Source organism: Pseudomonas entomophila, from assembly GCF_029193575.1.
Classification (GTDB): domain Bacteria; phylum Pseudomonadota; class Gammaproteobacteria; order Pseudomonadales; family Pseudomonadaceae; genus Aquipseudomonas; species Aquipseudomonas entomophila_G.
The window spans coordinates 102,029-122,315 of the sequence record NZ_JARGCS010000012.1 but is presented as its reverse complement, the minus strand read 5'-3'; the positions used below and the strand labels follow the sequence as shown (position 1 = coordinate 122,315).

The window sequence follows — 20,287 nt, the reverse complement described above, 5'->3', positions numbered from 1 at the left end:
GCATCCCCCTGTAGGCGCGGGGCAAGCCCGCGCCTTCAAACCCAGGTGCTGAACCAGGACAGCAGCAGTGCCATCGCCAGGCACGAGAAACCGAGGATGTAGTAGTAGCGCGGCACGCGCTAGTAGAAAGCGTCCGCCACGCCCTCCTGCGCCGCCAGGCTTTCCCGCGCCAGGCTCTCGCGGCGGCGGGCGCTGTGCAGCAGCAACCCGCCCGGGCAGGTGATGAGCAGGGCCAGCAGATTGATCAGCTTGGCCGGATGGGCGGCCAAAAGCCCCCAAAGGACTTGCAGGGACATCACGCAACCTCGGAACAACGCAAACGAAGCCCGGCATTCTACCCAAGCCCACATGCCGTGCCCGGCTTTTGCGACCAGCTGTCACTTAATTTCATCTGTCACACGCGCGTCATGCAGACACGCCACCCTGTCGACCTTTTCCCGTACCGGAGCTTGTCATGCTGCACGCCGAGAACCAGGACCGCCTCTATCTCGTCGCCCAGAGCGATGAGCAACAGGCGCTGATCGACGGCTTCGCCATCAACGTCCATGACCACCGCTGGCTGGTGTATTGCGCCCTGGGCGGGCATGCGCACCAGGACCTGCCGGAGCTCGATGCCGAGACCGGCCTGAGCGTTCTGGATTTCGCTATCGAAGCCGCCTGAGCAGCCCCCTGTAGGGGCGATAGGGCCGGCAAGGCCAACAAAAAACCCGCTGCCTGTGCCCAGGCAGCGGGTTTCTTCATTCCAGCAGCGAGGCTTACTCGCCCAGCACCTGACCGATGGTCGGGTCCTTGAACAGCCGGGTCAGCGCATCGCTCAACACATCGCTGACCAGCTTGGTGTTGGTCTCCTGGTTCGGCGCCATGCCGAAACGCTGGTCCAGCGACGCCCCATAACGCCCGCTGTAGCGGCGGTTGGCGTTGGCCACGTCGGCGCGGAAGGTGGCGCCGATGGTCGCTTCGGTCACGTACAGGTTGTCCTTCGGCGACTGGTACTTCAGCTCGGCCAGGGTCACGGTCAGTTGCGGCGCGTTGTAGGCGTTCGGCGTGGGGGTGAAGCCGAGCAGGCGCACCGCCGCCTCGGCCTGGGCCTGCAACTTGGGCACGATGTCGTTGCCGTTGACGCTGATGGTGCTGGTCTCGGGGTACATGCCGCCACGGGTGCCCAGCGATTGCGAGGCGCGGCCATCGACCACCTTGACCACCACCGGCTGGCCGCGGCCGACCGGGTTGAGCTGGCTGGTGAGCTTGGGTTGCGGGCTGAGTTGTTGCGGGCTGTGGGCACAACCGACCAGGCTCAGCGTGGCCACCGCGATCAAACCGAACAACAGACGTTGCAGCATGCGCATTTCTCCAGAAAAAGCGGCAAAGGCCCACAGTATAACGAGTGGCGAGCTACAAGCGGCAAGCTTCGAGAAGTAAAGCTGCGCGTTTCCAGCCACCCCGCACTCTTGCCGCTCGAAGCTCGAACCTCGCCCCTGTCACAATGGTTTCATGCCTTGCCCGCTATCCTTGCGCCAGCCCGCTCAAACAGGACTCGCCGCCATGGCCTCGCTCTGGACCCTGCTCTTCCAACGCCCGCGCCACAACACCTACGCCCGCCTCGACGCGAACGGCCTGTGCCTGGCGTTCAAGCAGTGCAGCCAGGCCCCCAGCGGCAGCGGCTGGGTCCAGGTCAGCGAAGCGCACCTGGCTTGGCTTGGCCGCCCACTGCCCGCCAGCGCCCGGGTTTGCGCCCGCGCAAGCCGCCGTTGGCTGCAACGCAGCCTGGCGGCCTGACAAACGCAGCAATAAAAAGCCAAGAAGCACACCTTTCTGCCCGCGACATCGTTATAATCTCCCCCCGATTATAAGGACGTCTCCTGATCGGGCCCCGCATTCGCCGCTTGACCCCGGCACCTCCCGCTTCGCCCACAGAGAGCCTTCCACTCAGGTCTTGCCTTGGCTGTCGTGCCTGCTCTGCCGGCCGCACGCTTCGCATGAACCTGCGGGTTGCCATCGCGCAGTCCACCTTTGAGGTTCACGTCTCCAAAAGAGCGTGAAAAAACGGTTTTTCACAACTTCACGAGAGTGTGGCGAGCAAATGAACAGTCTGGCATGTGTAAAAGCGGCAGATGTGTCCCGAACAGCCCTGAACAGACGGCAAAAGCGCTCATCCTGGATGGGAGCCTGAAGCCGCTCCGTAACCCACGACGGGCCCCTTGACCATAAGTCGAATTGCCGCAGCCGCGGCAACGGCGTTCAATATTTGAACACCCGAGACTGATTGGCGGTGTCCGCGGAAGTTGCAAGAACTGCGAAGAGTCGGACATGGCGATCCTGGCGACCCAGGAATCCTATGCTGTCAATTAGGTGCTGTAGATTGTGGAGACGCGTTAATGGCGCAGAACGAATCGGTTGATGTGGTACTGGTAGGCGCGGGCATCATGAGTGCCACCCTGGCCGTACTGCTCAAGGAGCTTGACCCCGCGCTCAAGCTGGAGGTCGTCGAGGCGATGGACTCCGGTGCCGCGGAAAGTTCCAACCCGTGGAACAACGCCGGGACCGGCCATGCCGGCCTGTGCGAGCTGAACTATACGCCCCAGGCCGCCGATGGCAGCATCGACATCAAGAAGGCCGTGCACATCAATACCCAGTTCGAGGTGTCCCGCCAGTTCTGGGCCTACCTGAGCAAGAAAGGCGGCTTCGGCCCCGCGCGCGACTTCATCAACCCGGTGCCGCACCTGAGCTACGTCGAAGGTGACAAAGGCATCGCGTTCCTCAAGAAGCGCTTCGAACTGCTCAAGCAGCACCACGCCTTCGCCGAAATGGAATACACCGAAGACAACGCGGTGATGCAGGAATGGATGCCGCTGATGATGCCAGGCCGCCCCGCCGACCAGCGCATCGCCGCCACCCGCGTGCTCAAGGGCACCGACGTCAACTTCGGCGCGCTCACCAACAAGCTGCTCAAGCTGCTGGGCAACGGCCCGCAGGCCCAGGTCAAGTACAGCAAGAAGGTCGTCGGCCTGCGCCGCAACGGCAGCGGCTGGACCGTCAGCATCAAGGACGTCAACAGCGGCGGCAGCCGTGAAGTCGACGCCCGCTTCGTGTTCCTCGGCGCCGGCGGCGCGGCGCTGCCGCTGCTGCAACTGTCAGGCATCCCGGAGAGCAAGGGCTTTGGCGGCTTCCCGGTCAGCGGCCAGTGGCTGCGTTGCGACAACCCGGAGATCGTCAAACAGCACCAGGCCAAGGTCTACAGCCAGGCCGCGGTCGGCGCCCCGCCGATGTCGGTGCCGCACCTCGACACCCGCGTGGTCGATGGCAACAAGTCGCTGCTGTTCGGCCCGTATGCCGGTTTCACCACCAAGTTCCTCAAGCACGGTTCATTCATGGACCTGCCGCTGTCGGTGCGTATGGGCAACATCGGCCCGATGCTGGCGGTGGCCCGCGACAACATGGACCTGACCAAGTACCTGGTCAGCGAAGTGATGCAGTCGATGGAGCAGCGCCTGGAGTCACTGCGCCGCTTCTACCCCGAGGCCAAGGCCGAGGACTGGCGACTGGAAGTGGCGGGCCAGCGCGTGCAGATCATCAAGAAAGACCCGAAGAAGGGCGGCATCCTGCAGTTCGGCACCGAGCTGGTCTCGGCCGAGGACGGCAGCCTGGCCGCGCTGCTCGGCGCTTCGCCGGGTGCTTCGGTGACCGTGTCGATCATGCTCGAGCTGATCGAGCGCTGCTTCCCCGAGCAGGCCAAGGGGGCGTGGGCTGTCAAGCTCAAGGAAATCTTCCCGGCACGTGAGAAGACCCTGGCCACCGACGCGGCCCTGTACCACAAGATCAGCGCCGAGAACGACGAGGCGCTGGGGCTGGAGGAAAGCCACCCGGCACAGCACTACGCCTGATTCGCAGGCACAAAAAAAACGCCCTTCGGGGCGTTTTTTCATGGCGGATGCCGCGTCAGCCGCGCGCCTTGTCGATGACCTCGACATACTCCGGCGCATTGCGCTGGTCGGCGATCACCTCGACGAAGGTCTTGCCGTGCTCGTCCTGGCCATCGACGTCATACCCCGCCGCGACGAAGAACCCGACGAAACGCTCGAAGTCGTCGATGCGCAGGCCACGGTAGGCCTTGATCAGTTTGTGGTGCGACGGCGAGGTCAGACCATCGGCAGGCTCGAACTGCAGGAACGTCTTGATGTAATCGTCGCTGATCTCATCGCCAATCACTTGTTTCTTGTCTTTACGCATTGCCGACTCCAACTGGGCCATCACGGGCATTTCAAAGGCCGGCAGTTTACCCCCCACCCAGCACACGCCTCAACGCGTACGTACGGTGCCGGTGTGCAGGTCGGCCCAGACATGGCCGTTGGCGTAGGTGAGGAACTGCACGTACAGCGTCTCGTTGCGCAGCAGGTCCATCACCACACGGTAGTCGGCCATCGGGTAGTTGAGGGTCAGGGTGCGGGCGGCTTCGTCGTACACCGGCTTCTTCAGGCTCTTGCCACCCTCGCCCCCGAAGTTCAGCAGCACCTGGGTGATGCTCGCGCCCTTGCTCAGCGGCTTGCCCTTCAGGCGCATCTGCAAGGATGAAGTGATCGGGATCGGCTGCTGATCGGATTGACGCTGGGCACCGACCACCACCGAGTAGTCGGTGACCTGCAACAGTTGCTGGGCTGTCGGGGCTTCCTGGCGCAGGGAGAGGTCGTCGGGGGGCAGGAACTGGCTGTGCAAGGGGGCCGCGGATAGCGGCAGGCTCACGGCCAGCAGGAAGGGGATGAACGCACGCATGGGAGGCTCCTTGGCATGAGGAGGCACTCTAGCATGTGTAGGTTTGTGGAGGGATTTTGGGGGCCCATCGCAGGGCGAACCGGCCCCCACAGGGACGCGCCGCATTGGAAATAGCGGGGTACCTGTGGCGGGCTTGCCCCGCGATGAACACGACGCAGTCGTTCAGTCGAACTGAGCGCGCATCCAGGCCTGATACTCAGCGACGCCCGGCTCGCCCTCGCGCGGTGCCCAGTGGGCATGCTCGCCCTCGCCCACCGGGCGGTAGAGGCCGGCCTTGCACTCGAAGAGGACGGTGTCGGCCTCTAGCACCACCAGGCCATGATAGGTGCCCTGCACCAAGTCCACCCCCAGGCACTCACCGCCGGCCTGCATCACGCGCTTGTCGATCACCTTGCCCTGCTCGTCGAAGATCAGCAGGCCGAGGCGCCCCTTGAGCACGATCAGCGCTTCGGCCTTGTCGTCGCTCAAGTGCCGGTGCGGCGGAATATAAGTGGCAGGCTGCAAACCCACCGCCATGCGATGACAAGGGTCGCTCATCTCATGGAAGTTGTGGTGCTGACGACCGCGCGGGTTGGCCTCGGCCTTGCCGGCGAGCGCGCTGAACAGCGACTGGTCCATGTAGGCGGGTGGGCGCATGGCTACATCCCTTTGACGGCGAAGATGCCATTAGCATTGCGCCAGTAGCCCTTGTAGTCCATGCCATAACCGAAGATGTAGCGATCGACGCACGGCAGGCCCACATAATCGGCTTTCAGGTCCGGGCTGGCCTTGCGGTCGTGGTCCTTGTCGATCAACACGGCGGTGTGCACGGCACGCGCGCCGGCATGCTTGCAGAACTCGATGATGGCGCTGAGGGTGTGGCCTTCGTCGAGGATATCGTCGACGATCAGCACGTCGCGATCGATGAACGACACTTCCGGCTTGGCTTTCCAGAACAGCTCGCCGCCGCTGGTTTGGTTGCGGTAGCGGGTGGCATGCAGGTACGAGGCCTCGAGCGGGAACTGCAAATGCGTGAGCAGTTTGCCGGCGAAGATCAGGCCGCCGTTCATTACGCAGAAGACCACCGGGTTCTTGTCGTGCAGCTTGGCACAGATGTGCTCGCCGACCTTGGCGATGGCAGCCTCGACTTCGGCTTCGTTGTACAGGCAGTCAGCCTCGCGCATGACTTGACGGATATGCTCGAGATCGGCGGACATGGCGCTCTCCAGGGGCTGCGAATGGAAAAGCGGGCAAAGGTACGCATCCGCCGGTCACAGATCAAGGGTTTATGGACTAACGTGCACAATGACTGCACGACAGCACGGACTGAATAGATTAATCTAGCGCGGTTTTTTTGCCCGCCTTCCGGAGCCCTCCCCATGCCCACTCGTGAGATCCGCCACCCGCTGATCCGCCACAAGCTCGGCCTGATGCGCCGTGCCGACATCAGCACCAAGAATTTTCGCGAACTCGCCCAGGAAGTCGGCGCCCTGCTGACCTATGAAGCCACCCAGGACCTGCCGCTGGAAGCCTACGAAATCGACGGCTGGAGCGGCAAGGTCACGGTCGAGAAGATCGCCGGCAAGAAGATCACCGTAGTGCCGATCCTGCGCGCCGGCATCGGCATGCTCGACGGTGTGCTCAGCCTGATCCCGGGCGCCAAGGTCAGCGCCGTGGGCGTGGCCCGCAACGAGGAAACCCTCGAGGCGCATACCTACCTGGAAAAACTCGCGCCCGATATCAACCAGCGCCTGGCCCTGATCATCGACCCGATGCTGGCCACCGGCGGCTCGATGGTCGCCACCATCGACCTGCTGAAGAAAGCCGGTTGCCGGGAAATCCGAGCCATGGTGCTGGTTGCCGCACCGGAAGGCATCGAGGTGGTGGAAAAAGCCCACCCCGACGTGCAGATCTACACCGCCTCGATCGACCAGCGCCTGAACGAGCACGGCTACATCATCCCCGGCCTGGGCGACGCCGGTGACAAGATCTTCGGCACCAAGCAGAAGGACGCCTGACCATGCAGGACGGCTTCAACGACCCGCTGTGGCGCCAGGTCGTCTCGGGCGCGCAGATGCTCTTCGTGGCATTCGGCGCGCTGGTGCTGATGCCGCTGATCACCGGCCTGGACCCTAACGTCGCACTGTTCACTGCCGGCCTCGGCACCTTGCTGTTCCAACTGGTCACTGGCCGCCAGGTCCCGGTATTCCTGGCCTCGAGCTTCGCCTTCATTACCCCGATCATCCTCGCCAAGGGCCAATTCGGCCTGGCCGCGACCATGGGCGGGGTGATGGCCGCCGGCTTCGTCTACACCTTCATGGGCCTGATGGTGAAGATCAAGGGCACCGGCTTCATCGACCGCATGCTGCCGCCGGTGGTGATCGGCCCGGTGATCATCTCGATCGGCCTGGCCATGGCGCCGATTGCCGCCAACATGGCCATGGGCAAGGCCGGTGACGGCAGCGTGCTGGTGCCATACAAGACCGCGATGCTGATCTCAATGCCAGCGCTGCTGACCACACTGATCGTCGCGGTGTTCGGCAAGGGCATCTTCCGCCTGGTGCCGATCATCGCCGGCGTGCTGGTGGGCTTCGCCCTGTCGTTCGCCTTTGGCGTGGTCGACACCGCGAAGATCGCCGCCGCGCCATGGCTGGAACTGCCGAAGTTCACCGCGCCGGAGTTCAACTGGCAGGCGATCCTGTTCATCGTCCCAGTGGCCCTGGCCCCGGCGATCGAGCACATCGGCGGGGTGATCGCGGTCGGCAGCGTGACCGGCCGCGATTACCTGAAGAAACCCGGCCTGCACCGCACGTTGTTCGGCGACGGCCTGGCCACCACCGCTGCCGGCCTGTTCGGCGGCCCGCCCAACACCACCTACGCCGAAGTGACCGGCGCGGTGATGCTGACCAAGAACTACAACCCGAAGATCATGACCTGGGCGGCGGTGTTCGCCATCACCCTGGCGTTCATCGGCAAGTTCGGCGCGCTGTTGCAGAGCATCCCGGTACCGGTGATGGGTGGCATCCTCTGCCTGCTGTTCGGTTCGATCGCGGCGGTGGGCATGAACACCATGATCCGCCACAAGATCGACCTGGCCGAGGCGCGCAACCTGGTGATCGTCTCGGTGACGCTGGTGTTCGGTATCGGTGGCGTGCTGATCGGCAGCGGCGACGGCCCGGACGACTGGGGCCTGAAGGGCATCGCCCTGTGCGCGATCGTGGCGATCGCGTTGAACCTCATCCTGCCGGGCAATGACGGTTGGAAGAACAAGAAGCTGGATGATCAGTTGCCCTGACGGGCAACCTCACCCCCTTGTAGAAGCGAGCTTGCCCCGCTCCTACAAGGGGCGTGGCCTGGCTCAGGCCTTTTCGCACAACCCCGCCAACACCCGCACCCACTCCGGGTGGTCATTCAGACACGGCACCAGCACCAGCTCCCGCCCTCCCGCCTCGATGAACTGCTCGCTCCCGCGCTGGCCGATCTCCTCCAGCGTCTCGATGCAATCGGCGACGAACGCCGGGCACATCACCAGCAGCTTCTTCACCCCCGCCTTGCCCAGCTCGTCCAGCCGCGTCTCGGTGTAGGGCTCGATCCACTTGGCCCGCCCCAGGCGCGACTGGAACGACACCGACCACTTGCCATCCGCAATGCCCATCTTCTGGGCGAACGCCCGCGCGGTGGCCAGGCACTGGCCGCGGTAGCACACCGCGCGCATCTCGGCGCTGGCGTCCTTGCAGCAGTCCTCGGCCTGGAAGTCGTGGTTGCCGGTGGGGTCGAGCTTCTTCAGGTGACGCTCGGGCAGGCCGTGGAAGCTCAGCAGCAGGTGGTCGTAGTCCTGCTGCAGATGGGGCCTGGCGCTGGCGGCCAGGGCTTCGATGTAGTCGGGGTGCTCGTAGAACGGTTGCAGCACGCGCATCTGCAAGGGCAGGCCACGCTCGGCCAGGGTTTGCTTGGCCAACTCGATCACGGTGGTCACGGTGCTGTCGGCGAACTGCGGGTACAACGGCGCCAGGGTCACCTTGCGCACGCCCTGTGCGGCCAGGCGCTCCAGCACCTCGGGCAGCGCCGGCTGGCCATAGCGCATGGCGATCTCCACCGGGCCGTGCGGCCAATGCGCGGCCATCGCCGCCTGCAGGCGCCGGGTCAGCACCACCAGCGGCGAGCCTTCATCCCACCAGATCGAGGCATAGGCGTGGGCCGACTGCTCCGGGCGCTTGATCAGGATCAGCGACACCAGCAGCCGTCGCACCGGCCACGGCAGGTCGATCACATACGGGTCCATGAGGAACTGGTTGAGGTAGCGGCGCACGTCGGCGACCGAAGTGGAGGCCGGTGAACCCAGGTTGACCAGCAGCAGGGCGTGATCGGTCATGCAGCGTCCTATGTCAGAGGCGGCTGGACAGGTTGTCCAGCGCCGATTGCAGATCGTTGAAGCGGAACGTGAAGCCTGCGGCCAACAGGCGCACCGGGCGGGCCCGCTGGCCCCCCAGTAGCAGCGTCGAGAGCTCGCCCAAACCAGCCTTGAGCACCAGCGCCGGCACCGGCAGCACGGCCGGACGATGCAAGGCGCGGCCCAGGCGCTTGGCGAACTCGCGGTTGCGCACCGGCTCTGGCGCGCAGGCATTATAGGGACCGCTGGCGTCCTTGTGCCGCAAGAGAAAATCAATCAGGGCGACCTGGTCTTCTATATGAACCCACGGCATCCACTGCCGGCCATCGCCCAACGGCCCGCCCAAGCCCAGTTTGAACGGCAGGCGCAGGCGTGACAGGAAGCCGCCGTCGCTGGCCAGCACCAGCCCGGTACGCACCAGCACCACGCGCATGCCCAACGCCTGCGCACGCTGCGCAGTCTCTTCCCAGGCGATGCACAACTGGCTGGCGAAATCCTCGCGCACTGGCGGCGAAGCTTCTGTCAGCTCGCGCTCGCCGCCGTCGCCATACCAGCCCACGGCCGAGCCGGAGACCAACACCCCGGGGCGCTGCTCGCGGCTTTCCAGCCAGGCCAGCAACTGCTCGGTGAGCGCGATGCGGCTGGCCCACAGCAGGTTGCGCCGGGCGCCGGTCCAGGGACGGTCGGCGATCGGCGCACCGGCCAGGTTGACCACCGCGTCGACCGGGTCATCGGCGCCCAGCTCGTCGAGGCGGGCAATGCCGCGCACGGCCGAACCGCATCGCCGGGGCACCCGCGCCGGGTCGCGGCTCCACACGGTCAGGCGATGGCCCTGGGCGAGCCAGAACTGGCAAAGGTGCTGGCCGATCAAGCCAGTACCGCCGGTCAGCAATATATGCATGGCTGTGTCCTCGCAAGCTGCGGCTGTGGTCTATTTTTAAGATCAAGGTGCTTTCTAAACCAGCTGTTTGACCGAACGCTCTCGGATAAACATAGGCCAAGCTGCACATCGAGCGGAATAACCTTATACAAACTTTCTGTATTGTACAGGTTTGCCCGGCAGCGTAGTCTGCCAGCAGCAAGGTTCGAAGAGGCCATCATGACAGTACCTATCGCCATCATCGGTGCCGGCATCGCCGGCCTTTCCGCGGCCCAGGCCCTGCAGAAGGCCGGGCAGACCGTCCACCTGTTCGACAAGGGCCATGGCAGTGGCGGCCGCATGGCCAGCAAGCGCAGCGATGCCGGCGCCCTGGACCTTGGCGCGCAGTACTTCACCGCCCGCGACCGGCGCTTCGTCGAGCAGGTGCAGCAGTGGGTGGCTGCCGGCTGGGCGGCGCAGTGGAAACCGCAGCTGTACAACTACCGCGATGGCGAATTGACCCCCTCCCCCGACGAACAGACGCGCTGGGTCGGCGTGCCGCGCATGAGCGCGATCACCCGCGGCCTGCTCAAGGACGTCACGGTGAACTTCGGCTGCCGCATCGCCGAGGTGTTTCGCGGCAAGCAGTACTGGCACCTGCAAGACACCGAAGGGTGCAGCCATGGCCCGTTCAGCCGCGTGGTGATCGCTGTGCCGGCCCCCCAGGCCACGCCGCTGCTGGCCAGCACGCCCAAGCTCGCGGCGGTGGCCGCCGGCGTGCAGATGGAACCGACCTGGGCCATCGCCCTGGCCTTCCAAGCCCCGCTCGACACCCCCATGCAAGGCTGCTTCGTGCAGGACAACCCGCTCGACTGGCTGGCGCGCAACCGCAGCAAGCCCGGCCGCGACGAACAGCTCGACACCTGGGTGCTGCACGCCACCTCGCACTGGAGCAAGCAGCATATCGACCTGTCCAAGGACGACGTGATCGAACAGCTGTGCGGCGAGTTCGCCGAGCTGGTCGGCTGCGTGGTCCCCGAGCCGACCTTCGCCCTGGCGCACCGCTGGCTCTATGCCCGCCCCGCCGGCAACCATGAATGGGGCGCACTGGCCGATGCCGACCAAGGCTTGTATGCCTGCGGCGACTGGTGCTTGTCCGGGCGCGTCGAAGGCGCCTGGCTCAGCGGTCAGGAGGCGGCGCGGCGGTTGCTGGAGCATCTCGACTGAACGTTGACTATACCTATACATAAAATAGGTCTTGTATAAGTTCCTCAGTGTGATGGAATACACCCTGTACAAAAAATATTTTTTGTACAGGATTCCGGAGGCAGTGATGAACCCCCAGCACATCTCGGACAGACCCCGTATCGCCATCAGCGCCTGCCTGACTGGCCAGGAAGTGCGCTACAACGGCGGCCACAAGGCGTCGAACCTGTGCGGCGAATTGCTGGCCGCGCATTTCGACTGGGTGCCACTATGCCCCGAAGTGGCCATCGGCCTGGGCATTCCGCGTGATGCCATTCGTCTGGTCGGCGACCCAGAGGCACCTGCGGTACTCGGCAGCCGCAACCCCGGCACCGACCTCTCCGGCCCTCTGCGCGCCTATGGCGAGCGCATGGCCGACGAGCTGCACGACATCTGCGGCTACGTGTTCATGCAAAAGTCCCCCTCCTGCGGCCTTGAGCGCGTGAAGGTCTACCAGGACGATGGCCGCCCCTCGCTCAAGGGTGGCCGTGGCGCCTATGCCCAGGCCTTCTGCGCACGACGCCCGGACCTGCCGGTGGAAGAGGAAGGCCGCCTGCACGACCCTGTGTTGCGCGAGAACTTCATCAGCCGCGTGTACGCCTACGCCGACTGGCAGCGCCTGCTGGCCGACGGCCTGAGCCGCGGGGCGCTGGTGCGCTTCCATTCGCGCTACAAGTACCTGCTGATGGCCCACAACCCGCAGGCCTACCGCGAACTGGGCCGCCTGCTCGGCAGCATGCGCCGCGATGATGCCCCGCAGGAGATCGGCCCCCGCTACTTCAGCCTGTTGATGCAAGCGTTGCGCCGTTGCGCCAGCCGAGGCACCCACAGCAACGTCCTGCAGCACCTGTGCGGCTACCTGCGTCCGATACTCGACAGCGACGACAAGGCCGAGCTGCAGCAGTTGATCGGCCAATACCAGCAAGGCAGCGTGCCGCTGGTGGTGCCGCTGACCCTGCTCAAGCATCATCTGCGCAACCACCCCGACCCCTACCTGCTGCAGCAGACCTACCTGCAACCGCACCCGGAAAGCCTGGGGCTGCGCAATGCTCTCTGACAGCTGGCTACCGATCGGCGAACTGGCACGCCGTACCGGCGTCAACCCGGTGACCCTGCGCGCCTGGGAGCGCCGCTACGGCCTGCTGGTCCCCGAGCGCACCCCCAAGGGCCATCGCCTCTACAGCGAGGCGCACGTCGCCCGCGTGGAAGACATCCTGCACTGGCTGGAGCGCGGTGCCTCGGTGGGCCAGGTGCGCGAACTACTCGACCGCCAGGCCGACACTCCACCGCTGCTGCAGGGCGACTGGCACGACCGTTGCCAGCGCCTGATCGACGCGGTCGCCAACCTCGCCCCGCGCTCGCTCGACCAGCAGCTCAACCAGGCCATGGCCCTCTACCCGGCGCTGACGCTCTGCGAGCAACTGCTGCTACCGCTGCTCGACAGCCTCGAACAACGCTGGCGCAACCACATCGACGCGCGCCTGGAGCAAGCGCTCTTCCACACCTGGCTGCGCAGCAAGCTCGGCGCCCGCGTGTACCACGACACCCAGTCGCTGGAAGGCCCGCCGATACTGCTGGTGACCGACAACGACCAGCCGCTCGACGAACACCTGTGGCTCTGCGCCTGGCTGTTGAGCAGCAGCGGCTTTGCCGTGCAAGTGCTGGAGCGCCCGGTCGGCGGCAAACAGCTGCAACAGGCCGTTGCACGCTTGGCCCCAAAGGCATTGGTGCTGTTCCTCGGCGCCCGCCTGGAAGCGGACAAGCTGCTTGCCTTGCAGGAAATCGACATTCCCAAGCTCCTGGGTGGCACCACGGTCTCGCTCCATGAGGCTCGCGTGCAGGCGCAGCGGATCGCCCGCCTGCAACTGTTCGACAAACCCCAGGGCGCCTTGCGCTTGCTCCAGCAATCCCGCTGAACCCGACCTCAGAGAAACTTCCGATGCAGCTCATCTGGCTGCGCAGCGACCTGCGCATCGACGACAACACCGCCCTGAGCGCCGCCACCGGCCAGGGGCCGACCATCGCCCTGTGGATAACCAGCCCCGGCCAATGGCAGGCCCACGACGACGCCCCGTGCAAGGTGGACTTCTGGCTGCGCAACCTGCGCGACCTGCGCCAGGCCTTGGAACGGTTGAACATTCCCCTGCTGATCCGTCATACCGAGACCTGGCAGCAGGCGCCACAGGCGGTGCTCGACGTTTGCCGCGAACACCGCATCCAAGCGGTGCACTGGAATGAGGAATACGGCATCAACGAAACCCTGCGCGACGACACCACCCGCGTCCAGCTGGAGCATGCAGGGATCACCGCCCATGCCCACCTCGACCAGTTGCTGTTTCGCCCAGGCACCCTGCTGACCCGCGCGGGCCACTATTTCCAGGTGTTTGGCCAGTTCCGCAAGGCCTGCCTGGAACACCTGCACCGCAACCTGCCGGCTCAGGCCCACGCCGTGAAGGCCCAGGCACCACTGGAGGTCGTCAGCGACCCGATTCCCCAGCACCTGGACGGCTTCGAGCCGCCCTCCCGGGCCTTGCGCGAGTACTGGCCGGCCGGTGAGGGGGAGGCCAAGGCCCGCTTGACACGCTTCGTCGACGAGGCGATCGAGGACTACCAAGCGCAACGCGACCTGCCGGGCAAACCGGGCACCAGTCAACTTTCACCCTACCTGGCCGCTGGCGTGATCTCGCCCCGCCAATGCCTGCACGCGGCCCTGGCCGGCAACCGCGGCGAGTTCGACAGCGGCAACCAGGGCGTGCGTACCTGGATCGACGAATTGCTCTGGCGTGAGTTCTACAAACATATCCTGGTGGGGTATCCACAGGTGTCGCGCCACCGGCCATTCCGCACGCACACCGAGGCCTTGCCCTGGCGCGATGCCGAGGACGACCTGCTGGCCTGGGAACAGGGACGCACCGGCTTCCCGATCATCGACGCGGCGATGCGCCAGTTGCTGCACACCGGCTGGATGCACAACCGCCTGCGCATGATCGTCGCGATGTTCCTGAGCAAGAACCTGCTGATCGACTGGCGCAAGGGCGAGCGGCACTTCATGCGCCACCTCATCGACGGCGACCTGGCGGCCAATAATGGCGGCTGGCAGTGGAGTGCCTCCACCGGTACCGACTCGGTGCCCTACTTCCGCATTTTCAACCCGGTCACCCAGTCGCAACGCTTCGACCCCCAGGGAACTTTCATCCGCCATTGGTTGCCCGAGCTGAAACAGCTAAATGACAAAGAAGTCCATTTCCCAGTGAAATCCGCAGACCTATTTGCTACAAATCACTACTTCACCCCAATCGTCGATCTCGACAGCAGTCGTCAGCGGGCACTGGCAGCTTTCAAGGGCCTGTCCGAGTGACAGAAACAGAGGGCCGAGCCTTGATCAACGCGCGCAGTTATTGGGTAACGGGGGCCGCCAACGGAGTAGGGTTGGCACTGGCGCAAGGTTTGCTCGAACAGGGCCACCGAGTCGCCGCAAGTGGCAAGGATTGCCAGGAACTGAACGCATTAGCAGCGCAACACGGCGCCAACCTGCTTTGCCTCGACGGGCAGTTGCAGGACGCCAGCGAGGCGCATGCCGTCAATGCACTGCTACAGGCGCGATGGGGCGCACTGGACGGGCTGATCATCAATGCCGGCACGTGCGACTACCTGCCGACGGACCTACCCGCCAACGAGCTGATCGGGGCTATCGCCACGAGCAACCTGCTCGCCAGCGAGCATGCCCTGGCCATCGCGCTGGCTCTGCTGGCCAAAGGCGACAGGCCGCAAGTCATGGGGCTGGTCAGTCGCTATTCGGCACTGCAACTGGGCGAGCCGACACAACCGTTGCGCGGCGCGAACAGCCTGCCGCAGTGGTTCCGCACGCAACGGCAACACCTGCAAGACCAAGGTATCGACCTGACCCTGGTGGCGCCGGGCTCGCTCAAGGCGCCAGTCACCAGCGAAGTCCTGGCCATCCCCGAAGACTGGACCGCCACCCGTGCCGCCGCCGAGCTGATCAAGCGCCTGGAAGCTCGCCAGCCAGAGCTGGTGCTGGAAGTGCTGGACCCCACTCAACTGTGGCCGTTGCCACACTGAACCGCCCCTGTCGGAGCGCGAAGCCGCTCCCACAGGTGATTGCCTGTGCCTGTGAGCGGCGGATTTCGTCAGTGCGGGAAGAGGTGCACGGCGCCGGGCTGGTGCCACAATTGCGGCAATACCCCCTTGAGCAACTGCGGCTCGGCGCTGCTCCAGAACGTCGCCTCGCGGGCCGGCCCCTCGGCCAGCAGCCCGCGCGCGGCGAGCAGGCGTTGCAGTTGACGGGCCACGGCGGCGCCCGTGTCGATGATCGCCACCTCGGCGGGCACCATCTCGGCCAGCAACGGGCGCAGGAAGGGATAGTGGGTGCAACCCAGGATCAGGGTGTCGCAGCCGGCCTTGAGCAGCGGCTGCACGTAGCCCAACAGAAGCTGGCGCAAGACGGGGCTTTCCAAGTCGCCGGTCTCGATCAGCTCGACCAGGCCTGGGCACGGCTGGGTGATGACCTTCACGTCGCTGGCGAAGCGGTCGAGCAAGGCGGCGAACTTGGCGCTCTGCAACGTGCCGGTGGTGGCCAGCACACCGACCACACCGGAGCGGGTCGCCGCCGCCGCGGGCTTGACCGCGGGCTCCATGCCCACCAGCGGCCACTGCGGGTACAGCTCACGCAGGTCGGCCACCGCGGCCACCGTGGCGGTGTTGCACGCCAGGACCATGGCCTTGGCGCCCTGGGCGCGGAAAAAGTCGGCGATGTGCCGGCAACGCTGGCGGATGTAATCCGCAGACTTCTCGCCATAGGGCACGTGCCCGCAATCGGCCACGTAGAGCAGCGACTCATTGGGCAGCAGGCGCTGGATCTCGGCCAACACCGACAGACCACCCACACCGGAGTCCATCACGCCCACCGGCGCCTCGCGCTCAGCCATGGCGGCTGCCGCACACGGCACAGGCCGGGTCGCGCTTGACCCGCAACTCCCGCATGCGCGTGCCCAGGGCGTCGATCAGCAGCAGGCGGCCCACCAGCGGCTCACCAAAGCCCGCCAGCAGCTTCAGCGCCTCCAGCGCCTGCAGGCTGCCCACCAGGCCCACCAGCGGGCCGATCACCCCGGCTTCGCTGCAGGTCAGCTCGGCTTCGCTGCCATGGCCATACAGGCAGTGGTAGCAGGGGCTGTAGTCACGGCGCGGGTCGAACACCGAGAGTTGCCCTTCCAGGCGAATCGCCGCGCCACTGACCAGCGGCTTGCCAGCGGCGACGCAGGCGGCGTTGACCGCTTCGCGGGTGGCGAAGTTGTCGCTGCAATCGAGCACCAGGTCGACCGCCGCCACGGCGGCGGCCAGGGAGTCGTCATCCAGTGCCTGGCGATGCGCGACCAGGGTGACCTCCGGGTTGATCGCCTCGAGGCGTTGCAGCGCCGAGTCGACCTTGCTCATGCCGACGCTGGCGCTGTCGTGGATCACCTGGCGCTGCAGGTTGGTCAGGTCGACCGTGTCGAAATCAGCCAGGTGCAGCTCGCCGACACCGGCTGCCGCCAGGTACAACGCCACCGGCGAACCCAGCCCGCCGAGACCGACCACCAGCGCCTTGCTCTGCTTGAGCCGCAACTGGCCGTCGATGTCCACCTGGGCCAACAGGATCTGCCGGCTGTAGCGCAACAGCTCCTGGTCGGTCAGCATGGCAGGCGCCCCAGGCTGATGCGGGCGTGGCCGGCCAGGTCCTGGCGGCTGCTCACCGCGTCGAAGCCGTGCTCAACCAGCAACTCGCGCACCGCCTCGGCCTGGTCGTAGCCATGCTCCAGCAGCAGCCAGCCGCCGGGCAGCAGGTGCTGCGGCGCCCGGGCGATGATCACGCGCAGGTCATCCAGGCCGTCGCGCCCGGCCACCAGCGCACTGCTTGGCTCGAAACGCACGTCGCCGGCGCTCAGATGCGGGTCTTCGCTGGCGATGTAGGGTGGATTGCTGAGGATCAGGTCGTAGCGCTCGCCGGCCAGGCTGTCGTACCAGTGGCTGGCGCGCACCTGCACGTTGCCCAGTTGCAGGCGTTGGCGGTTGCGCTCGGCCAGGGCCACGGCCTCGTCGATGCGATCCACGGCGGTGACCTGCCAGCCCGGACGCTCGCTGGCCAGGGCCAGGGCAATGGCGCCGGTGCCGGTGCCGAGGTCCAGCACCCGGGCGGGCGTGGCGGGCAGCAGCTGCAAGGCCGCCTCCACCAGCAGCTCGGTTTCCGGGCGTGGAATCAGGGTATGCGGCGCCACTTCCAGGTCGAGCTTCCAGAAACCCTGCTGCCCAAGAATGTAGGCCACTGGCTCACCGGCGCGGCGGCGCACCAGGTAGCCGGCGAAGGTGTCCGCCGCCTCGCTGCTGACAATGCGCTCGGGCCAGGTGTGCAGGTAGCTGCGCGACTTGCCGAGGGCGGCCGCCAACAACAGCTCGGCGTCCAGGCGCGCGGTGGGCGAGTCGGGCAACTGCGCGTTGCGCAGCAGGCTGGCGATGATGGTCATTCAGTCCCCCAGGGCGGCCAGTTGATCGGCCTGGTATTCGGCCAGCAGCGGCTCGATGACGGCATCCACGCCACCGGCCAGCACGTCGTCGAGGGAATACAGGGTCAGGTTGATGCGGTGGTCGGTCACCCGCCCCTGTGGATAATTGTAGGTACGGATGCGCTCGGAGCGGTCGCCCGAACCGACCAGCAGCTTGCGTTCGCTGGCGATGGCGTTCTGCGCGGCGCTGGTCTGCATGTCGTTGAGCTTGGCCGACAGCCAGGACATCGCGCGGGCGCGGTTCTTGTGCTGGGAGCGTTCTTCCTGGCACTCGACCACGATGCCGGTGGGCAAGTGGGTGATGCGGATCGCCGAGTCGGTCTTGTTGACGTGCTGGCCACCGGCGCCGGAGGCGCGGTAGGTGTCGACGCGCAGGTCGGCCGGGTTGATCTCGATCGCCACCTGCTCGTCGGGCTCCGGCAGCACCGCCACGGTGCACGCGGAGGTGTGGATGCGGCCTTGCGACTCGGTCTCCGGCACCCGTTGCACGCGGTGCGCGCCAGACTCGAACTTCAGCTTGCCATACACGCTGTCGCCCTCGACCCGGGCGATGATCTCCTTGTAGCCGCCGTGCTCGCCTTCGTTCTCGGAGAGGATCTCCAAACGCCAGCCACGCTTCTCGGCATAGCGCGAGTACATGCGGAACAGGTCGCCGGAAAAGATCGCCGCCTCGTCGCCGCCCGTACCGGCGCGGATCTCGAGGAACACGTTGCGCCCGTCGTTGGGATCCTTCGGCAGCAGCATGCGCTGCAGCTGCGACTCCAGCACCAGCAGTTGCTCCTTGGCCTCGCGCACTTCCTCGACGGCCATCTCGCGCAGGTCGGGGTCGCTGTCCTTGAGCAGGGCCTGGGCGCCTTCGAGGTCGTCCTGGACCTTGCACCATGCTTTATAAGCGACGAACACCGGCTCGACTTCGGCGTATTCGCGGGAATAGGCACGGAAACGAGTTTGGTCGGAAATGACTTCGGCGTCACCGAGCAGCGCGGTGAGTTCCTCGAAGCGGTCCTGGAGAATGTCCAGTTTTTTCAGCAGCGACGCTTTCATTGCAGGGTCTTGTCCGTCGAGCCCTCGGTGAGGGCGAAGAGTTCCTGGGCCATGGCCAGCGCATCGAGGCGGCCTTCGGCGGAGAGCTTTTTCAGTTGCACGCTGGGAGCATGCAGCAGTTTGTTGGTAAGGCCCCGGGCCAGTTGCGCCATTACGTCTTCGGGGTTACCGCCGTTGGCCAGCAGGCGCTGGGCCTTTTGCAGTTCTTCATCGCGCAGGCGCTCGCTCTGCTGGCGGTAGGCCTTGAGCACATCCACCGCCGCCAGCTCGCGCAGGCGCGCCATGAAGTCGGCGGCGCCGACGCTGACCAGTTCCTCGGCGGCCTGGGCCGCGCCCTGCCGGCTCTTGAGGTTTTCCGCGACCACTTCGTGCAGGTCGTCGACGGTATAGAGGTAGACATCGTCCAGCTCGCCGACTTGCGGCTCGATGTCGCGCGGCACGGCGATGTCGACCATGAAGATCGGCTTGTGCCGGCGCAGCTTGAGCGCGCTTTCCACCGCCCCCTTGCCAAGGATCGGCAACTGGCTGGCGGTGGAGCTGATGACGATGTCGCTGTTGGCCAGCTCTTGGGGGATGTCGGCCAGCAGCACGGCGTGGGCGCCGAACTGTTCGGCGAGGATGCTGGCCCGCTCCAGGGTGCGGTTGGCCACGACGATGCGTTTCACGCCCTGCTCATGCAGGTGGCGGGCGACCAGGGTGATGGTCTCGCCGGCACCGATCAGCAAGGCTTGGCTGCGGCCCAGGTCGGCGAAGATCTGCTTGGCCAGGCTGACCGCGGCGAAGGCCACCGACACCGGGTTCTCACCGATGGCGGTGTCGGTGCGCACCTGCTTGGCGGCGCTGAAGGTGGCCTGGAACAGGCGCCCGAGCAGCGGCCCGATGGTCCCGGCCTCGCGGGCCACGGCATAGGCCGACTTCATCTGGCCAAGGATCTGCGGCTCGCCCAGCACCAGCGAGTCGAGCCCCGAGGCCACGCGCATCATGTGCTTGACGGCGTCGTGCTCCTCATGGACGTAGGCGCTGGCGCGCAGCTCGTCCAGGCTCAGGCGGTGGTAGGCGGCCAGCCATTGCAGCACGGCGTCGGCCGAGAGCTGGTCCTGCTCTATATAGAGTTCGCTGCGGTTGCAGGTCGACAGGATCGCCGCTTCGCGGCTGTCGGTCAGTCGGCAGAGCTGCTGCAGGGCATCGACCAGCTGCTCAGGCGTAAACGCCACGCGCTCGCGTACGTCTACCGAGGCAGTCTTATGGTTGATACCAAGGGCAAGAAAGGCCATGCAAGGTCGCTGGTTGTGACGTGAAGCCGATAATTGTCCTACTTCGCAAGATTCAGGACAACCACCGTTCGCTATTGTCGTCATGGATGAACCCTGTCAGCCAAACACCGTCATCCCCTGAGCGGGCTTGCCCCGCGATAGCGCCAACGGGGCCAACGCCGTTGCCTGGCCC

General features: G+C 65.6%; 22 protein-coding genes and 1 pseudogene. 10 read left to right on the top strand and 13 right to left on the bottom strand.

The window, feature by feature from the left end; translation table 11 throughout:
• Positions 1-35 precede the first annotated feature (35 nt).
• Positions 36-296, bottom strand: a pseudogene (locus P0Y43_RS05375) (hypothetical protein).
• A gap of 158 nt (positions 297-454) precedes the next feature.
• Here P0Y43_RS05375 and P0Y43_RS05370 point away from each other — a divergent pair.
• A complete protein-coding gene (locus P0Y43_RS05370; protein ID WP_275636270.1) occupies positions 455-661 on the top strand; it encodes a hypothetical protein in 207 nt (68 codons plus the stop codon).
• A gap of 94 nt (positions 662-755) precedes the next feature.
• Here P0Y43_RS05370 and P0Y43_RS05365 read toward each other — a convergent pair whose 3' ends face one another.
• The gene (locus tag P0Y43_RS05365) at positions 756-1,340 is read right to left on the bottom strand and encodes a YajG family lipoprotein (protein ID WP_275636269.1); all 585 of its coding nucleotides are present in this window, start codon (positions 1,338-1,340) and stop codon (positions 756-758) included.
• Between the two features lie 202 nt (positions 1,341-1,542).
• Here P0Y43_RS05365 and P0Y43_RS05360 point away from each other — a divergent pair, with 202 nt between their 5' ends.
• Entirely contained in the window at positions 1,543-1,776 is a 234-nt protein-coding gene (locus P0Y43_RS05360; RefSeq protein WP_275636268.1) for a hypothetical protein, read from the top strand.
• A gap of 599 nt (positions 1,777-2,375) precedes the next feature.
• Positions 2,376-3,881: a malate dehydrogenase (quinone) gene (mqo, locus tag P0Y43_RS05355; protein ID WP_275636267.1), complete on the top strand. Its 1,506-nt coding sequence runs from the start codon at positions 2,376-2,378 to the stop codon at positions 3,879-3,881.
• Between the two features lie 55 nt (positions 3,882-3,936).
• On the opposite strand, the gene P0Y43_RS05350 is transcribed toward mqo, so the two are convergent.
• The 4 genes from P0Y43_RS05350 to P0Y43_RS05335 all read right to left on the bottom strand — a co-directional run bounded on the left by P0Y43_RS05350 (position 3,937) and on the right by P0Y43_RS05335 (position 5,963).
• Positions 3,937-4,227 carry a PA4642 family protein gene (locus P0Y43_RS05350; RefSeq protein WP_275636266.1) on the bottom strand — a complete coding sequence of 97 codons (291 nt, stop codon included), beginning with the start codon at positions 4,225-4,227 and terminating at the stop codon, positions 3,937-3,939.
• 69 nt (positions 4,228-4,296) lie between these two features.
• On the bottom strand, positions 4,297-4,767 hold the full coding sequence (locus P0Y43_RS05345; protein WP_275636265.1) for a hypothetical protein: 471 nt from the start codon (positions 4,765-4,767) through the stop codon (positions 4,297-4,299).
• A gap of 162 nt (positions 4,768-4,929) precedes the next feature.
• Positions 4,930-5,403, bottom strand: a complete 474-nt coding sequence (locus P0Y43_RS05340; protein WP_275636264.1) for a WbuC family cupin fold metalloprotein — start codon at positions 5,401-5,403, stop codon at positions 4,930-4,932.
• Positions 5,404-5,405: 2 nt separating this feature from the next.
• Complete coding sequence (locus P0Y43_RS05335) at positions 5,406-5,963, bottom strand: hypoxanthine-guanine phosphoribosyltransferase (protein WP_275636263.1); 558 nt, start codon at positions 5,961-5,963, stop codon at positions 5,406-5,408.
• A gap of 162 nt (positions 5,964-6,125) precedes the next feature.
• Between P0Y43_RS05335 and upp the strand changes: the two genes are divergently transcribed.
• Both upp and P0Y43_RS05325 read left to right on the top strand, forming a co-directional pair.
• Positions 6,126-6,764, top strand: coding sequence for a uracil phosphoribosyltransferase (gene upp / locus P0Y43_RS05330; RefSeq protein WP_275636262.1), 639 nt, complete (start codon positions 6,126-6,128; stop codon positions 6,762-6,764).
• A 2-nt stretch (positions 6,765-6,766) separates the two neighbouring features.
• Positions 6,767-8,041 (top strand): uracil-xanthine permease family protein, encoded by a 1,275-nt coding sequence (locus tag P0Y43_RS05325; protein WP_275636261.1) that lies wholly within the window; start codon positions 6,767-6,769, stop codon positions 8,039-8,041.
• A 63-nt stretch (positions 8,042-8,104) separates the two neighbouring features.
• On the opposite strand, the gene hemH is transcribed toward P0Y43_RS05325, so the two are convergent.
• Together hemH and P0Y43_RS05315 are read right to left on the bottom strand one after the other, a co-directional pair.
• On the bottom strand, positions 8,105-9,118 hold the full coding sequence (hemH, locus tag P0Y43_RS05320) for a ferrochelatase (protein ID WP_275636260.1): 1,014 nt from the start codon (positions 9,116-9,118) through the stop codon (positions 8,105-8,107).
• A gap of 13 nt (positions 9,119-9,131) precedes the next feature.
• Positions 9,132-10,037, bottom strand: a complete 906-nt coding sequence (locus P0Y43_RS05315; protein WP_275636259.1) for a TIGR01777 family oxidoreductase — start codon at positions 10,035-10,037, stop codon at positions 9,132-9,134.
• Between the two features lie 198 nt (positions 10,038-10,235).
• On the opposite strand from P0Y43_RS05315, the gene P0Y43_RS05310 reads away from it, so the two are divergent.
• The 5 genes from P0Y43_RS05310 (at position 10,236) to P0Y43_RS05290 (ending at position 15,320) form a co-directional block, all read left to right on the top strand.
• On the top strand, positions 10,236-11,222 hold the full coding sequence (locus P0Y43_RS05310) for an NAD(P)/FAD-dependent oxidoreductase (RefSeq protein ID WP_275636258.1): 987 nt from the start codon (positions 10,236-10,238) through the stop codon (positions 11,220-11,222).
• Positions 11,223-11,328: 106 nt separating this feature from the next.
• Entirely contained in the window at positions 11,329-12,297 is a 969-nt protein-coding gene (locus P0Y43_RS05305) for a YbgA family protein (RefSeq protein ID WP_275636257.1), read from the top strand.
• Positions 12,287-13,156, top strand: a complete 870-nt coding sequence (locus P0Y43_RS05300; RefSeq protein ID WP_275636256.1) for a MerR family transcriptional regulator — start codon at positions 12,287-12,289, stop codon at positions 13,154-13,156. Before P0Y43_RS05305 ends, P0Y43_RS05300 begins: the two co-directional genes overlap by 11 nt.
• A gap of 23 nt (positions 13,157-13,179) precedes the next feature.
• A complete protein-coding gene (phrB, locus tag P0Y43_RS05295; protein WP_275636255.1) occupies positions 13,180-14,598 on the top strand; it encodes a deoxyribodipyrimidine photo-lyase in 1,419 nt (472 codons plus the stop codon).
• Positions 14,599-14,618: 20 nt separating this feature from the next.
• Positions 14,619-15,320, top strand: coding sequence for an SDR family NAD(P)-dependent oxidoreductase (locus P0Y43_RS05290; protein WP_275636254.1), 702 nt, complete (start codon positions 14,619-14,621; stop codon positions 15,318-15,320).
• A 68-nt stretch (positions 15,321-15,388) separates the two neighbouring features.
• Here P0Y43_RS05290 and murI read toward each other — a convergent pair whose 3' ends face one another.
• From murI to hemA, 5 genes are read right to left on the bottom strand one after another with little or no spacing between them, the layout of a single operon-like run.
• Positions 15,389-16,186, bottom strand: a complete 798-nt coding sequence (gene murI, locus P0Y43_RS05285; protein ID WP_275636253.1) for a glutamate racemase — start codon at positions 16,184-16,186, stop codon at positions 15,389-15,391.
• Positions 16,179-16,934 carry a molybdopterin-synthase adenylyltransferase MoeB gene (locus tag P0Y43_RS05280; RefSeq protein WP_275636252.1) on the bottom strand — a complete coding sequence of 252 codons (756 nt, stop codon included), beginning with the start codon at positions 16,932-16,934 and terminating at the stop codon, positions 16,179-16,181. The genes murI and P0Y43_RS05280 overlap by 8 nt, the downstream gene beginning before the upstream one ends.
• Positions 16,928-17,758 (bottom strand): peptide chain release factor N(5)-glutamine methyltransferase, encoded by an 831-nt coding sequence (gene prmC, locus P0Y43_RS05275; RefSeq protein WP_275636251.1) that lies wholly within the window; start codon positions 17,756-17,758, stop codon positions 16,928-16,930. The genes P0Y43_RS05280 and prmC overlap by 7 nt, the downstream gene beginning before the upstream one ends.
• Positions 17,759-18,841, bottom strand: a complete 1,083-nt coding sequence (gene prfA / locus P0Y43_RS05270; protein WP_275636250.1) for a peptide chain release factor 1 — start codon at positions 18,839-18,841, stop codon at positions 17,759-17,761.
• The gene (gene hemA / locus P0Y43_RS05265; RefSeq protein WP_275636249.1) at positions 18,838-20,115 is read right to left on the bottom strand and encodes a glutamyl-tRNA reductase; all 1,278 of its coding nucleotides are present in this window, start codon (positions 20,113-20,115) and stop codon (positions 18,838-18,840) included. Before hemA ends, prfA begins: the two co-directional genes overlap by 4 nt.
• Positions 20,116-20,287: the final 172 nt, after the last annotated feature.